This is a genomic window from Bradyrhizobium sp. cf659 (assembly GCF_900113725.1).
Taxonomy (GTDB): Bacteria; Pseudomonadota; Alphaproteobacteria; order Rhizobiales; family Xanthobacteraceae; genus Bradyrhizobium.
The window spans coordinates 1-14,545 of the sequence record NZ_FOQJ01000004.1; the positions used below are offsets into that span (position 1 = coordinate 1).

A 14,545-nucleotide genomic window follows, 5' to 3' on the forward strand; every position below is an offset into this window, starting at 1 on the left:
GTGGACGTTCATCTGGTCTCTCCTTGGAACACTGAAGCTTCGCAACCTCAGCTTCCTCGGTTCAGACCAGATGGACAACCTCCTGAAAGACCACACCTAGTGCGCAATTGCGCACGGGGGGCCGGGACCCATACCCTCAAGGCGCAGTTGTCGCGCGGGCTGGTAACCACGGGTCTTCGTCAAACTACTCCCTGTGGTTATGGGTCCCGGCCTTCGCCGGGACGACGAGGGAGAGAGCCTAGGTTTATTTCACCGGGCGTTTCTCGAGCTTCCGCGCCAGCGTGCGCCGGTGCATGCCCAGCCTTCTTGCCGCTTCCGAGATGTTGAAATCCGTCTCGATCAGGGTCTGGTGGATGCGTTCCCATTCCAGCGTCTTGATCGAGGTCGGCCGCGCATCGAGCGCGACTTCGGCATTGCCTTCGGCCTTGTTGAAGGCGGCCTCGATGTCGTCGGTGTTCGACGGCTTGGCCAGATAGTGGCAGGCGCCCAGCTTGATCGCCTCGACGGCGGTCGAGATGCTGGCAAAGCCGGTCAGCACCACGATCAGCATCTCCTCATCGTGGGTGTGCAGCAGCTCGACGCAGGCGAGCCCCGAGGCGCCGCCGAGCTTGAGGTCGACCACGGCATGGCCGAAGGATCGCTCCTCCAGCACCTTGCGAACCTCCTCGATCGAGGCCGCCAGCACGACATCGTAGCCGCGGCGCTCGAACGAGCGCTTCAGCGTGCGCGCAAAGCCTTCGTCGTCCTCGACGACGATGAGCGAACGGTCAGGCGTCAAAGCTGCCTCCGATCGCGAGCGTTGCGAGCGGCAGGGTGAGGCGGACGGTGGCGCCGCGCTTCCGGTGGTTCTCGGCGGTCACGCTGCCCCCTAGCTTGCGCACCACGTTGACCACCAGGAACAGGCCGAGCCCGCCGCCGGCGCGGCCCTTGCTCGAGTGATAGGGCTTGCCGAGCTGCGCCAGCATCTCCGGCGCAAAGCCCGGGCCGCGGTCGCTGATCGACAACACGAGATTGTCGCCCTCGCGCTCGGCCAGAAGCTCGACCCAGTCGCGCGAGACCTCATAGGCATTGTCGAGCACGTTGAAGATCACCTGCTTCAGCGCCACGTCGGACGCGATGGCGACGTCCTCGCCGAACGTGTTGACGAAATAGAGCGTGCGCGCCGAACGGGCGTTGCGCCACTCATCGACCAGCGCGGTGACGAAGGCCGTCACCGTCGTCGGCGAGGACCCTTCGCCGCGCGCTTCCCCCGCCGACACCAGAATGCCCGTGACGATCGACTTGCAGCGTTGCAGCGAGGTCTCCATCTCCGCGAGATCCTCGGCGAGCTCCTGATCGGCCGCGAGATCCGGCATGCGGCGCCAGTCGCTGAGGATCACCGAGAGCGAGGCCAGCGGGGTGCCGAGCTCGTGCGCCGCACCGGATGCCAGGAGGCCCATGCGGACGATGTGGTCCTGCTCGGCCGCATGCTGGCGCAGCGCCGCCAGATGCGCGTCGCGCTCGCGCAGGTTCCTGTTGATGCGGGTGACGAACACGACCAGCAGCACGGCATTGAGCACGAAGCCCAGGAGCATGCCTGTTACGGTGAGGCTGTAGGTCTCGCTGATCGGGTTCGGCGGCAGGTCGAGCGGCCGGTACGCCAGCGTCAGCCAGACGAAGCTGGCGCAGGTCAGCGCCACCAGCGACCAGGTCGAGCGCGCATCGAGCAGCACGGCGCCCAGCGTCACCTGGAGCAGGAATAGCGAGGTGAAGGGATTGGTGGCACCGCCGCTGAGATAGAGCTGCGCGGTCAGTGCCGCGACGTCGAGCATCAAGGCGACCAGCAGCTCGTTGCTGGAGATCGCGGCGCGATGGCGCACCCAGACCAGGCTCGAGACGTTGAGCAGCACCAGCGCGCCGATCACCGCGCCCATCCGCTCCAGCGGCAGGGGAATGCCGAGCCAGAAATGCACGCCGCCGATGGTCACGATCTGGCCGACCACTGCGGTCCAGCGCAGCTGGATCAGCAGCGCCATGTTCTTGCGGTTGGTCTCGTCGTCGGTCGGCGTAGCGCCGACCAGCTCGCTGCGCGCGTCCGCCTGCGATTGCAGCGTGACGGCAAGCGCGCCAAACGCCTGGGGAGGCGTTCTTCCGTCGTCAGGCCTGTTCGACGATCGTTCCAGCATCTGATCCCGTCCTGCGGGCGGCAGCATCGGAGCCGCCGGCCGGTTCGTGGACGAAGCGCCCGCGGCGGAACAGCCCGCCGCCGAATGTGACGAAAAGTTTACCGGCCAGCATGAAAGCCAGGGCAAACCACGTCAGCGCGTAGATCAGGTGGTTATTGGGAAAGCGGATCACGGTCAATCCGCCGATGGGGCCTTCGATGGGGCCTTGGGCGGTTTGTGATCCGGCATCGGCATCGACGAAAAAGGGTGCGACATCATGGAGGCCGCGTGCCGCCGCGATCGCGGCGACATCTCGCGAGTACCAGCGGTTGTGCTGGGGAACGTTGTTCCTGAGGAAGCCGCCTTTCGGCTCCGTCATGCGCAGCAGGCCGGTGATCACGACCTCGCCGTCCGGATTGCCATCCCGGCGTGTCGATGCGTCGCGCCGCTCGGACGGCACGAAGCCGCGGTTGATCAGGACCTGCGTGCCGTCGTCGCGTTTGAGCGGCGTCAGCACCCAGTAGCCGGGGCCTTCCTCGGTAACGGCCTGGACCACCGTCTCGCGGTCATGCAGGAAGCGGCCGCTGACGGTGACGTGCCTGTATTCGTCGCTTGCGGTGGAGACCGCAGGCCACGCCGCGGGCGAGGGGATCGGCTGGGCCGGGGCATGGACGCGCTGCTCGACGCGGTCGATCAACGCCAGCTTCCAGGCGCGGCGTTCGATCTGCCAGACGCCGAGCGCGATCAGAACTGCAATGGCCGTGAGCGAGAGGACCGTGAGCCACAGGGACGGGGACCGCGCAGCCTTGCCGCGCGCCCCGTCTGCCTTGCCTATCACGGTCCCGGTCTTGCTCACGCCAGAGCCTCGTTCACTTCATTCCGCTCATCTGGTGGATCGGCATCATGTTGCTGTTGAGGTGATTCATCACCCACAGCGAACCGGACAGCGCGATCACCACCATGACGATGGTGAAGATCAGCGCCATCATGCTCCAGCCGTTCTCGGACTTCGTGTTCATGTGCAGGAAGTAGATCATGTGCACGACGATCTGCACGACCGCGAAGGCCATGATGACCAGCGCGGTGATCTGCTTGCTCGGCAGCGCGCCGCTCATCACCAGCCAGAACGGGATCGCGGTAAGCACGACCGAGAGCACGAAGCCGAGGAGATAGGTCGAGAACGTGCCGTGGGCGTGACCATCGCCGTGGTGATGATCGCCCGCGTGGGCGGCGTGAGTATCGGTGTTCATCGCAGAACTCCCAGGAGATAGACGAAGGTGAAGACGCCGATCCAGACCACGTCGAGGAAGTGCCAGAACATCGACAGGCACATCAGGCGGCGGCGGTTGGCCTCGATCAGGCCGAACTTCCAGACCTGCACCATCAGGGTCACCAGCCAGATCAGGCCGCAGCTGACGTGCAGGCCGTGGGTGCCGACCAGGGTGAAGAAGGCGGACAGGAAGGCGCTGCGCTGGGGCGTTGCGCCTTCATGGATCATGTGGGCGAACTCGGTCAGCTCGATGCCGATGAAGGCGGCGCCGAACAGGCCGGTGATCGCCAGCCACATCTGCGTCTGGGCGATCTTGTTCTGCTGCATCGTCAGCATCGCGAAGCCGTAGGTGATCGACGACAGCAGCAGCATCGAGGTGTTCACCGCGACCAGGTCGAGGTCGAACAGGTCCTTCGGCGCGGGCCCGGCGGCGTAGTTGGCGCCGAGCACGCCGAAGGCGGCGAACAGCATCGCGAAGATGAGACAGTCGCTCATCAGGTAGATCCAGAAGCCCAGCGAGGTGCTGTAGCCTTCCGGATGCGGATGTTCGTCGGCGAGATAGAAGACCGGCTCGCCGGTTTGCGAGGGATTGACGGCGACAGTCATTTACTTGACTCCGGCGAGCAGTTTGGTGCGCGCGTCCTCGGCCCGGATGACGTCGTCAGCCGGAATGTCGAAGTCGCGGTGATAGTTGAAGGTGTGACCGATCCCGACGACGAGCATCGCGATGAAGCTCGCAGCCGCCAGCCACCAGATGTACCAGATCAGGCCGAATCCCATCGCGGTGGCGAAGCCGGCGAGAATGATGCCGGTGCCGGTGCTGCTGGGCATGTGGATCGGCCTGAACCCGGTGAGCGGACGCTGGTAGCCGCGCTTCTTCATGTCCCACCACGCGTCATTGTCGTGAACGACGGGGGTGAAGGCGAAGTTGTAGTCCGGCGGGGGCGAGGAGGTCGCCCATTCCAGCGTGCGCGCATCCCAGGGATCGCCGGTGACGTCCTTGAGCTGCTCGCGCTTGAGGAAGCTGACCGCGAACTGCATCAGCATGCTGAGAATGCCGAGGAAGACGAGGCCGGCGCCGATCGCGGCGATGACGAACCAGATCTGGAGGCTGGGATCGTCGAACACGCGCAGACGGCGGGTCACGCCCATCAGGCCGAGCACATAGAGCGGCATGAAGGCGAGGTAGAAGCCGACGACCCAGAACCAGAACGACAGCTTGCCCCAGAAGACATCGAGCTTGAAGCCGAACGCCTTCGGGAACCAGTAGTTGATGCCGGCAAAGGCGCCGAACACCACGCCGCCGATGATCACGTTGTGGAAGTGCGCGATCAGGAACAGGCTGTTGTGCAGGACGAAGTCGGCCGGCGGCACTGCGAGCAGAACGCCGGTCATGCCGCCGAGCACGAAGGTCAGCATGAAGGCGATCGTCCACATCATCGGCAGCTCGTAGCGGATGCGGCCGCGATACATCGTGAACAGCCAGTTGAACATCTTCGCGCCCGTGGGGATCGAGATGATCATCGTGGTGATGCCGAAGAACGAGTTGACGCTGGCGCCCGAGCCCATCGTGAAGAAGTGGTGCAGCCACACCAGGTACGACAGGATGGTGATGACGACCGTGGCGTAGACCATCGAGGTGTAGCCGAACAGCCGCTTGCCGGAGAAGGTCGAGGTGACTTCCGAGAAGATGCCGAAGGCGGGGAGAACCAGGATGTAGACCTCGGGATGGCCCCAGATCCAGATCAGGTTCACGTACATCATCGGGCTGCCGCCGAAATCGTTCGTGAAGAAGTTGGTGCCGACGTAGCGATCGAGCGAGAGCAGCGCGAGCACCACGGTCAGGACGGGGAAGGAGGCGACGATCAGGATGTTGGTGCAGAGCGACGTCCAGGTGAACACCGGCATCTTCATCATGGTCATACCGGGGCAGCGCAGCTTGACGATGGTACAGATCAGGTTGATGCCGGATAAGGTCGTGCCGACGCCGGCGACCTGAAGCGCCCAGATGTAATAATCGACGCCGACATCGGGGCTGTAGCCGATGTTCGACAGCGGCGGATAGGCGAGCCAGCCGGTGCGGGCGAATTCGCCGATGAACAGCGAGGCCATCACCAGCACCGCGCCGCCGACCGTCATCCAGAAGCTGAAATTGTTCAGGAACGGGAACGACACGTCGCGCGCGCCGATCTGGAGCGGCACGACGTAGTTCATCAGGCCCGTGACCAGCGGCATCGCCACGAAGAAGATCATGATCACGCCGTGGGCGGTGAAGACCTGGTCGTAGTGATGGGCGTTGAGATAGCCTTCGGAGCCGCCGAACGCGAGCATCTGCTGACCGCGCATCATCAGCGCATCCGCGAAGCCGCGCAGCAGCATCACGATGCCGAGGATCATGTACATGATGCCGATGCGCTTGTGGTCCACCGTGGTGAACCATTCGCGCCAGAGGTAGCCCCACAGACGGAAATAGGTGAGGCCGCCGAGCAGCGTGGCGCCGCCGAGCGCGACCACCGCGAAGGTGCCGACGACGATCGGCTCGTGCAATGGCAGTGACTCGAGGCCGAGCCGGCCGAAGATGAGCTTGAGAAGATCAGGAGACATGCGAGCTCTCTTTAGGAGTCTGACTTCGGACGCTGTCCGAGGAAGAAGGACGAGGACTTGAGCGGCGTGAAAATCGGCCGCTTCAGGCCGGCGCCGAGCAGCGGCGCGGTGTCGGTCGGAGCCTTGATCGACGCGGTGGTCGCGGCGCCTTGCGGCGCATCCGGCGTGCAGGTGCCGGCGACGAAGGTCGGCTCGGGCCCGAGCGCGGTGCCGCGGCGGGCGTACTTGTCGTAGGCGAGCGGCAGGGTGTTGTTCAGGCCCTCATGGCCGCGACCGCCATGGGCGTCGATCGCCATCATCTCGCTCTGGCACATCTTGCCGGTCTCGACGCACATGTTGAGGATCAGGCGATAGAGATCGGAATCGATGCTGCCCCAGCGCCGCACCGGCTCGTTCTGGCTCGGCTTTTCGAGCTGGAGATATTCGGCGCGGCCGAGCGAGCCGCCGGCGTACTTGGCGCTGGCGATCCAGGCGTCAAAGCCCTTGTCGTCGAGGCCCTGGAAATTGAAGTGCATGCCGGAGAAGCCGGCACCGCTGTAGTTCGCCGAGAAGCCCTTGTAGGTGCCGGTGTGGTTCACGACGGCGTGGAGCTTGGTCTCCATGCCCGGCATCGCGTAGATCTGGCCGGCGAGCGCGGGGATGTAGAACGAGTTCATCACCGAGGAGGCGGTGATGCGGAAGTTGATCGGACGATCGACCGGCGCTGCCAGATCGTTGACGGTGGCGATGCCGTAGTCCGGATAGATGAAGAGCCACTTCCAGTCGAGCGCGACGACGTCGACCTCGAGCGGGGCCTTGGACTGGTCCACGGCGCGGTCGGCGTGGATGCGGCCGAGCGTGCGATAGGGGTCGAGCAGATGCGTGCCCATCCAGGTCAGCGCGCCCAGGCAGATGATGATCAGCAGCGGCGCCGACCAGATCACCAGCTCGAGCTTGGTCGAGTGATCCCAATCCGGCTCGTAGCGGGCCGAGGTGTTGGACTGGCGGTAGCGCCAGGCGAACAGCACCGTCAGCGCCATCACGGGGACGACGATCAGGAGCATCAGGACGGTGGAGATGATGACGAGGTCGCGCTGCTGGGCAGCGATGTCGCCGGCTGGCGCCAGCACGACGTAGTTGCAGCCACTGAGCGCAACTGCCAGGGGTAGCAGCGCCAGGATCTTGAGACGGGACACGGGCCGAGCCTTTGAGAATGAGTTTCCTTTGCGGGACCAACGGGTAGCTGCGGCGCAGCAATCCGGACATTGGACAATTTGTCCAATGTTGCAGTGCGGAATGTTGGGTCAGACAAGCCCGGATTGCCTGGCGCCCCGCCGGGCAGTCGGCTTTGGTTTTCAGGACGTTAAGGGCGCACGAATGGCGACGGCACAGACCCCTGCAATGGCAGACCTCCACTCGGGCGAGCACGGCCACGACCAGGCCAGTCCCGGCGAGATCGCCATCGGCGTCATCATCGGCCGCACCTCGGAATTCTTCGACTTCTTCGTCTTCGCGATCGCCTCGGTGATCGTGTTCCCGCGCCTGGTGTTCCCGTTTGCGAGCGAACTGACCGGCACCCTCTATTCCTTCATGATCTTCGCGCTGGCCTTCATGGCCCGGCCGATCGGCACCGTCATTTTCATGACGGTCGACCGGGAGTACGGCAAGACGGCCAAGCTGGTCTCGGCGCTGTTCCTGCTCGGCACCGCCACCGTGGCGCTCGCGTTCCTGCCCGGCTATCACGACATCGGCGTTGCGGCGATCTGGCTGCTGGCGCTGGCGCGCATCGCGCAGGGTCTGGCCTGGGGCGGCGCCTGGGACGGCATGGCTTCGCTGCTGGCGCTGAACGCGCCGCCCTCCAAGCGCGGCTGGTACGCGATGGTGCCGCAGCTCGGGGCTCCGCTCGGGCTGATCGTGGCGAGCGCGCTGTTCGCCTATTTCGCCGGCAACCTCTCGGCCGATGATTTCTTCGACTGGGGCTGGCGCTACCCGTTCTTCGTCGCCTTCGCCATCAACGTCGTGGCGCTGTTCGCCCGCCTGCGCATGGTGACGACGGAGGAATATGCCTCGCTGTTCGAGACCCGCGAATTGCAGCCCGCGCGCATCTCCGAAACGGTCGCGCGCGAAGGCCAGAACATCATGCTCGGCGCGTTCGCACCGCTCGCGAGCTTCGCGCTGTTCCACATGGTCACGGTGTTTCCGCTGTCCTGGGTGTTCCTGTTCACCCGCGAAAGCCCGGTGCGCTTCCTGATCATCGAGATCGTCGCCGCCGTGTTCGGCGTCGCCGCGATCGTGGCCTCCGGCGTCATCGCCGACCGGGTCGGCCGCAAGTCGCTTCTGATGGGATCGGCGATCGCGATCGCGATCTACAGCGGCTTCGCCCCGCAGCTGCTCGATGCCGGCGCGTTCGGTGAGACCATCTACATGGTGATCGGCTTCATCCTGCTCGGCCTGTCCTTCGGTCAGTCCTCGGGCGCGATCGCCTCGAACTTCAGGCAGGCGTATCGCTACACGGCCTCGGCGCTGACCTCGGACATGGCCTGGCTGTTCGGCGCCGGCTTCGCCCCGCTCGTCGCTCTGTTGCTCGCGACCAATCTCGGCGTCATCGCCTCGGGTGCGTATCTGCTCTCCGGTGCGTTCTGGACGCTGCTCGCGCTCTGGCTCAGCGGCCAGCGCGAGGCAGGCGATATGGACGCGGGCGGTTAGTCGGGCTCGATCTGGCGCGGCATAAGCAGATGTCGTCCCGGCGAAGGCCGGGACCCATAACCCCAGGGAGGGGTTATGGTGCGAGCGGGCAACTCCGAGTCTTCGCCAAATTTCATCCTGTGGCTATGTCCCGGATCGGCGCGCTTTGTGCGCGCTTGCCCGGGACGACGGCGGAATTTGCCGAGCGAAATCCCCGGTTCGCGCCAAGCGCGCCCGGGGGACGACGCGCGCTCAGCGCAGCGTCAATCCGCCACGACCTTCACGCGATCCCTCACCTTCACCTGCGCGTTGCGATCGAGGCCGTTGAGCACGCGGAAGCGCTCGGCGGGGTGATCGACGCCGGCCATGCGGTGGGAGAGCGATTCCACGGTGTCGCCGGGCTGCACGGTGATGACCTTGATGCGCAGCGGGCGCGCGGCCTGGATCTCGTCGAGGGTCAGGCGGCGGAACGAGTTGACGGTCTCGCGCGCGTTGCGCTCGCTCTCGGTCGACTTCTGCCGTGCGGCGAAGATGAAGCGGTAGACGTCGCTGCCGAAGCGCAGCGCATAGACCTTGAACTGCCACTGGTCGCCCTTGGCGGTGGCGGACGCGGCCGGGAAGCCGTTGATGGTGATGTCTTCCGTGGACGCCTTCTCGACGCCTTCCATCCAGCCTGAATTGAGGTAATCGCCGAGCGACTGCTCGGCCGGCACCCTCACCACGTCGAAGCGCATCGCCTGCGAGCCGCCGTCACGCACGCCGATCACCGCCTGCGCGGTGTTGTCGAGCGTGAAATTGTCCGGCGCCTGGAAGGTGAAGCCGAGCTTCGGATGCAGGAAACGGCGGCCGCGGACAAAACCTTCGCTCGGGTCTTCGCCATAGACGAGGTTGTCGATCGCAGCGAGATAGCTCTCGCGGTCGCGCTCGCCGCCTTCCGGAGCGACGTACTGCCGCGCGATGGTTTGTGCGTTCTGCACGCGCTCCGGGGTTGCCGGATGCGACGAGGTGAAGTCCTGCGCGCGCGGATCGAGCGAGGAGGTCTTGCCGGCCTTCAGCTCGGCGTTGCGCTCCATCGCCGAAAGAAACCGTGCGGCGCCATAAGGGTCGAAATGTGCCTTGGCGGAGATGCCGACGCCGATGCCGTCCGCCTCGAACTCCTGGTTGCGCGAAAAGCTCGCCATGGTGAGCTTGGTCTTGGCCAGCGCGAGCGCGGTGAGATCGGGGTCGTTGCTCATGTCGGTGACGACACGGGTGACGATCGCGGCCTGGCGCGCCTGGTCCTCGCGCATCGCGGCGTGCTTGGACAGCACATGCGCCATCTCGTGGCTGAGCACGGAGGACAATTCCGAGGTATCGCTGGCAAGCGCAAGAAGACCGCGCGTGACATAGAGCTGGCCGTTCGGCAGCGCGAAGGCGTTCACCGCGCCGGAATTGAGAATGGTGACCCGGTAGCCCTGGTCGGGGCGGTCGGAGGCGGCGACGAGCCGGTCGACGGTCTTGGTGACCAGCGATTCGAGCCTGGGGTCGTCATAGGTGCCGCCGTAGCTCGCCAGGATGCGCTCGTGCTCCTTTTCGGTGGCGGGGGTCTGGGCGACCGCGGGCTTCGGCTTGGGCATCGCGACTGCCGGCGGGGCTGCCGCGGTCTGGAACCGGCCCATATCGCCGCAGCCGGCGAGCACCGTGCCCAGCATGAGGCATAGCACGGCCGGCGCAGCCCGAAGGCGGCGGCCTTCACTCGTTTTGTGCTGTTCTAGCACCCCATTCACGTCGTTAACCCGTGCCCGGCCCGTTTAAGGCCTTACCCCTGTCGGCTCGTTTGCACTCAGCAACTCGACCTGTCCCACCCGGAGCACATCGATACGCGGCCCCGTATTCCCCTCAACCCAGCCCCGGACTCGAATACGTCGATTTTCCAGGGACTTAAGGGCAACCCCGGCGTTTTCGAACGCCGGTACCGCGCGCCTTGAAATAGTCACGGCAAAGCCACGTGTCCAGTTCCGTCCGAAGTTGAGGTAGGTCATTGCCCCAGCTTGCCGGACCGACAGGACTTTGCCCTCGACCACCATAAAGCGCCCGATCCCGGCCAAAATATCGTCCGGACTTTCCGCGTTTTTTATGGCCGACAGGTCAGCCCAGTTGCCCTTTTTTTGGCGCCGCGCCTCGGCCTCCGACGACATCAGGGCAGCCGCACAGTCCTTGTCGGCGATCTCGGCGGAGACGATGGCCTCGCCCTGGGCCAGCAGCATCGCCTGCACCGGGGTGTCGCTTTCGCCGATGAAGACCAGCCCGCCCTGGCGCCCATAGCGGTCGGGCGTGTCGTCAGCGCTCCGCAGCGTCACGTCGCGGCCGACGAGCAGCGAGGCCAGCGCCTGCTTCGTCGTCGCGGTCGGTTCGATTCCGGAGAGGCGGATCTCGCGGCCGTCATCGAGACGCACGCTGCGGGCATCGACGATCGCGGCGACGCGGCCATCGCCCTGCGACTCGAATTGGCACGGCGCCGCGAACGCATCACAAGACGCGAGGAAGAGTAGCGCTGCGGCGATGCGGATGAGTGGTCGCGTCACGTTGCCCGAAGAGGTTGCGTTACGCTCCAGCTTTAACCCATGCGTAGCGGGTCGCGAAGAGGCTTCCTCACACTCCGTCATTGCGAGCGCAGCGAAGCAATCCAGAGTCCCTCCGCGGAAAGATTCTGGATTGCTTCGCTGTGCTCGCAATGACGATGTGGAAACATCTTGCGTCATCCCACCATTCCGCTTTGCGGAAAACGCGTGACGATCGCGCGACCTGCACGCCCCTCGCGCTTGCTGCCCTCTCGCGCATGCGGCATGATTGCGGCAATAGCGATAGGCAATAGCGACAGCCAAGAGCAATAACCAAGCCGCCATCAGAGCACGGCGCGATAAGGGAGGTCTTTTTCGATGAAGAGAATTTTGCCGGGCATTTTTGCCGCTGCGTTGGCCCTGAGTGCGAGCGCCGTGCAGGCCGAGGACAAGCCGCCACTGAAGATCGGCGGCATTCTCGACATGTCGAGCCTCTATGCCGACATCACCGGTCCCGGCAGCGAGACTGCGGCCAAGATGGCCGTCGAAGACTTCGGCGGCGAGGTGCTGGGACGCAAGATCCAGGTGCTGGCGGCCGACCATCTCAACAAGGCGGATCTGTCCGCCAACATCGCCCGCGACATGCTCGACAACCAGGGCGTCGAGATGATCTACGACGTCGCGGCCTCCGCGACAGCGCTTGCGGCGGGCGAGATCGCGAAGGCGCGCAACAAGATCATCATGTTCAACGGCCCGGGCTCGATCCGTCTCACCAACGAGGCCTGCGGTCCCTACACCGTGCACTACGTGTTCGACACCTACGGCCAGGCCAACGTGACCGGCCTTGCGGCGGTGAAATCGGGCCTCGACACCTGGTTCTTCCTCACCGCCGACTATGCCTTCGGCCAGGATCTGGAGAAGGACACCAGCGCCGTCGTCACCAAGACCGGCGGCAAGGTGCTCGGCGGCGTGCGCCATCCGCTCAACACGTCGGATTTCTCGTCCTTCCTGCTTCAGGCCCAGGCTTCCAAGGCCAAGGTGATTGGCCTTGCCAACGCCGGCGGCGACACCGTCAATGCCATCAAGCAGGCGGCCGAGTTCGGCATCACCAAGGGCGGCCAGAAGGTCTCGCCGCTGCTCGCCTTCGTGACCGATATCGATTCGATCGGACTGGAGACGGCGCAGGGCCTGCTGCTGGCGGAAGCCTTCTACTGGGACCTCAACGACGACACCCGTGCATTCTCGAAGCGCTTCACCGAGCGCATGAAGCGGCCGCCGACCTCGGCGCAGGCCGGCGTCTATTCGTCCGTGACGCATTACCTGAAGGCCGTGAAGGCGGCGGGCACGACGGATGCGGCTGCGGTCATCAAGGTGATGAAGGAGACGCCGATCAACGATTTCTTCGCCAAGGGTGGCAAGATCCGCGAGGACGGCCGCATGATCCACGACATGTACCTGTTCGAGGTGAAGAAGCCGTCGGAGTCCAAGGGCCGCTGGGACGACTACAAGTTGCTCGCCACCGTGCCCGGCAGCGAAGCGTTCCAGTCGCTGGAGCAGTCGCGCTGCCCGCTGGTGAAGAAGTGACGGCGTGACGAAGTCACGCCGTCATCCCGGGGCTCGCGAAGCGAGAACCCGGGATCTCGAGGTTCCGGGTTCTCGCTTCGCGAGCCCCGGAACGACGGTTCGACGATCGTCGCGCCCCCGGAATGACGAAACAAACAACAAGAGGGAGACGTCCCATGAGCAACGACATGGTCCTGCAAAAGCTCGAAGGCGGGCTGCTCACCATCACGATGAATCGCCCCGAACGGAAGAACGCGCTCAACCCCGACATGGTGCGCGGGCTGGTCGAGGCGGCGCGGCGCGCGGCCGACGATCCGGAGGTGCGCGCGGTGCTGTTCAAGGGCGCCGGTGGCTCGTTCTGCGTCGGCGGCGACGTCAAGTCGATGGCGGAGGGCCGCGCGCCGCTGCCGTTCGAGCAGAAGCTCGCGAATTTGCGCCGCGGCATGGAGGTCTCGCGCATCCTGCACCAGATGCCGAAACCCGTGGTGGCGCAGCTCGACGGCGCCGCGGCCGGCGCCGGCCTCTCGATGGCGCTGTCCTGCGATCTGCGCATCGCCAGCGAATCCTGCAAGATCACGACCGCCTTCGCCAAGGTCGGCTTCTCCGGCGATTACGGCGGCACCTATTTCCTGACCCAGCTGCTGGGCAGCGCGCGGGCGCGCGAGCTCTATCTGATGTCGCCGGTGCTGACGGCAAAGGAAGCGCACGCGATCGGCATGGTGACCAAGGTCGTGCCCGACGCCGAGATCGACACTGCTGCCCACGAGCTCGCGCTGTCGCTGGCACAGGGCCCCTCGATCGCACTCGGCTTCATCAAGCGCAACATCAACAATGCCGAGCACCTGGCGCTGGAGGATTGCTTCGACGGCGAGGCGATCCATCACACCCGCTGCGGCGACACCGCCGATCACAAGGAGGCCGCGAAGGCCTTCGTCGAGAAGCGCAAGCCCGCCTTCAGGGGCGAATGACGATGTCTTCGTATATCCGCTTGCGGCAGATCTGCCTGGTCGCGCCGCAGCTAGCGCCCGTGATCTCCGACATCGCGGAGATCATGGGCCTCGCCGTCTGTTATCGCGACGGCAATGTCGCGAAATACGGCCTGGAGAACGCGCTGCTCCCGGTCGACACGATCCTGCTGGAAGTGGTGGCGCCGTTCAAGGACGGCACCACCGCCGGCCGCTTCATCGAGAAGACCGGCGGCCGCGGCGGCTATATGGCGATCTTCTGCTGCGACGATCCGGACGAGCGCGGTCGCAACGCCAACGCGCTTGGCGTGCGCACGGCGAACGTGATCGACCATGCGCCCTATCACGGCGTGCAACTCCATCCGCGCGACTGCCGCGCGGCCTTCATCGAGTTCAACCACACCGAAGGCAGCGACGACATTCTCGGCCCTTATCCGCCGGCGGGACCGGACTGGCAGAAATTCATCCGCAAGGATGTGACGCAGGCGCTGACCGGCGTGGAGATGCAGAGCCCGGATCCGCGAGGGCTGGCGGAGCATTGGGGGAGGATCATCGGCGTTGCGCCGAGTGGCGACGCCGAACTGAAGCTGCCCAATGCCAGCTTCCGGTTCGTCAAGGGCGCGAGCGAGATCATGAGCGCGCTGGAGTTTCGGGTCGCCGATGTAGCCGCTGTGCTGCATGCGGCGAGGACGAAGGGCCATGCGGTGGCGGGCAACGAGTTCCTGCTGGGCGGGGTCACGTTCCGGGTCAGTTGATTGCTTGGTCGTGATCCGTCACCCTGAGGTGCTCGCCTCT

13 protein-coding genes are annotated in these 14,545 nt (G+C 65.1%); 4 read left to right on the forward strand and 9 right to left on the reverse strand.

Going from position 1 to position 14,545, the window contains the following annotated elements; genetic code table 11:
- Nucleotides 1-244: 244 nt before the first annotated feature.
- Genes BM118_RS19085 through cyoA form a run of 7 tightly spaced genes read right to left on the reverse strand, consistent with a single transcriptional unit; the run spans nt 245 to nt 7,193 of the window.
- Nucleotides 245-778 carry a response regulator transcription factor gene (locus BM118_RS19085; RefSeq protein ID WP_092187061.1) on the reverse strand — a complete coding sequence of 178 codons (534 nt, stop codon included), beginning with the start codon at nt 776-778 and terminating at the stop codon, nt 245-247.
- Nucleotides 768-2,165 (reverse strand): ATP-binding protein, encoded by a 1,398-nt coding sequence (locus BM118_RS19090; RefSeq protein WP_177234451.1) that lies wholly within the window; start codon nt 2,163-2,165, stop codon nt 768-770. The genes BM118_RS19085 and BM118_RS19090 overlap by 11 nt, the downstream gene beginning before the upstream one ends.
- A complete protein-coding gene (locus BM118_RS19095; RefSeq protein ID WP_092187063.1) occupies nt 2,137-3,000 on the reverse strand; it encodes an SURF1 family protein in 864 nt (287 codons plus the stop codon). Before BM118_RS19095 ends, BM118_RS19090 begins: the two co-directional genes overlap by 29 nt.
- Nucleotides 3,001-3,013: 13 nt before the next feature.
- Nucleotides 3,014-3,394 (reverse strand): cytochrome o ubiquinol oxidase subunit IV, encoded by a 381-nt coding sequence (gene cyoD / locus BM118_RS19100; protein WP_092187064.1) that lies wholly within the window; start codon nt 3,392-3,394, stop codon nt 3,014-3,016.
- Nucleotides 3,391-4,020: a cytochrome o ubiquinol oxidase subunit III gene (cyoC, locus tag BM118_RS19105; RefSeq protein WP_011082983.1), complete on the reverse strand. Its 630-nt coding sequence runs from the start codon at nt 4,018-4,020 to the stop codon at nt 3,391-3,393. Before cyoC ends, cyoD begins: the two co-directional genes overlap by 4 nt.
- A complete protein-coding gene (gene cyoB / locus BM118_RS19110) occupies nt 4,021-6,018 on the reverse strand; it encodes a cytochrome o ubiquinol oxidase subunit I (RefSeq protein WP_092187065.1) in 1,998 nt (665 codons plus the stop codon).
- Nucleotides 6,019-6,029: 11 nt separating this feature from the next.
- Nucleotides 6,030-7,193 (reverse strand): ubiquinol oxidase subunit II, encoded by a 1,164-nt coding sequence (gene cyoA, locus BM118_RS19115; protein ID WP_092187066.1) that lies wholly within the window; start codon nt 7,191-7,193, stop codon nt 6,030-6,032.
- Between the two features lie 181 nt (nt 7,194-7,374).
- Here cyoA and BM118_RS19120 point away from each other — a divergent pair, with 181 nt between their 5' ends.
- Nucleotides 7,375-8,703, forward strand: a complete 1,329-nt coding sequence (locus tag BM118_RS19120) for an MFS transporter (protein ID WP_092187067.1) — start codon at nt 7,375-7,377, stop codon at nt 8,701-8,703.
- A gap of 242 nt (nt 8,704-8,945) precedes the next feature.
- On the opposite strand, the gene BM118_RS19125 is transcribed toward BM118_RS19120, so the two are convergent.
- Together BM118_RS19125 and BM118_RS19130 are read right to left on the reverse strand one after the other, a co-directional pair.
- Nucleotides 8,946-10,373: a M48 family metalloprotease gene (locus BM118_RS19125; protein ID WP_143099495.1), complete on the reverse strand. Its 1,428-nt coding sequence runs from the start codon at nt 10,371-10,373 to the stop codon at nt 8,946-8,948.
- A 99-nt stretch (nt 10,374-10,472) separates the two neighbouring features.
- On the reverse strand, nt 10,473-11,327 hold the full coding sequence (locus tag BM118_RS19130) for a thermonuclease family protein (protein WP_092187068.1): 855 nt from the start codon (nt 11,325-11,327) through the stop codon (nt 10,473-10,475).
- 273 nt (nt 11,328-11,600) lie between these two features.
- Here BM118_RS19130 and BM118_RS19135 point away from each other — a divergent pair, with 273 nt between their 5' ends.
- The 3 genes from BM118_RS19135 to BM118_RS19145 all read left to right on the forward strand — a co-directional run bounded on the left by BM118_RS19135 (nt 11,601) and on the right by BM118_RS19145 (nt 14,505).
- On the forward strand, nt 11,601-12,806 hold the full coding sequence (locus tag BM118_RS19135) for an ABC transporter substrate-binding protein (RefSeq protein WP_092187069.1): 1,206 nt from the start codon (nt 11,601-11,603) through the stop codon (nt 12,804-12,806).
- Between the two features lie 155 nt (nt 12,807-12,961).
- Entirely contained in the window at nt 12,962-13,753 is a 792-nt protein-coding gene (locus BM118_RS19140; RefSeq protein WP_092187070.1) for an enoyl-CoA hydratase, read from the forward strand.
- A 2-nt stretch (nt 13,754-13,755) separates the two neighbouring features.
- Nucleotides 13,756-14,505 (forward strand): VOC family protein, encoded by a 750-nt coding sequence (locus BM118_RS19145; protein ID WP_177234452.1) that lies wholly within the window; start codon nt 13,756-13,758, stop codon nt 14,503-14,505.
- Nucleotides 14,506-14,545 lie beyond the last annotated feature (40 nt).

What these genes read in the sequence shown, in the direction of transcription:
- BM118_RS19120 (WP_092187067.1), top strand. Translation starts at nt 7,375, where the DNA reads ATGGCGACGGCACAGACCCCTGCAATGGCAGACCTCCACTCGGGCGAG.
- BM118_RS19135 (WP_092187069.1), top strand. Translation starts at nt 11,601, where the DNA reads ATGAAGAGAATTTTGCCGGGCATTTTTGCCGCTGCGTTGGCCCTGAGT.
- BM118_RS19145 (WP_177234452.1), top strand. Translation starts at nt 13,756, where the DNA reads ATGTCTTCGTATATCCGCTTGCGGCAGATCTGCCTGGTCGCGCCGCAG.
- cyoD (WP_092187064.1), bottom strand. Translation starts at nt 3,394, where the DNA reads ATGAACACCGATACTCACGCCGCCCACGCGGGCGATCATCACCACGGC.
- BM118_RS19130 (WP_092187068.1), bottom strand. Translation starts at nt 11,327, where the DNA reads ATGACGGAGTGTGAGGAAGCCTCTTCGCGACCCGCTACGCATGGGTTA.
- BM118_RS19090 (WP_177234451.1), bottom strand. Translation starts at nt 2,165, where the DNA reads ATGCTGGAACGATCGTCGAACAGGCCTGACGACGGAAGAACGCCTCCC.
- cyoC (WP_011082983.1), bottom strand. Translation starts at nt 4,020, where the DNA reads ATGACTGTCGCCGTCAATCCCTCGCAAACCGGCGAGCCGGTCTTCTAT.
- BM118_RS19140 (WP_092187070.1), top strand. Translation starts at nt 12,962, where the DNA reads ATGAGCAACGACATGGTCCTGCAAAAGCTCGAAGGCGGGCTGCTCACC.
- BM118_RS19125 (WP_143099495.1), bottom strand. Translation starts at nt 10,373, where the DNA reads ATGCTGGGCACGGTGCTCGCCGGCTGCGGCGATATGGGCCGGTTCCAG.
- cyoB (WP_092187065.1), bottom strand. Translation starts at nt 6,018, where the DNA reads ATGTCTCCTGATCTTCTCAAGCTCATCTTCGGCCGGCTCGGCCTCGAG.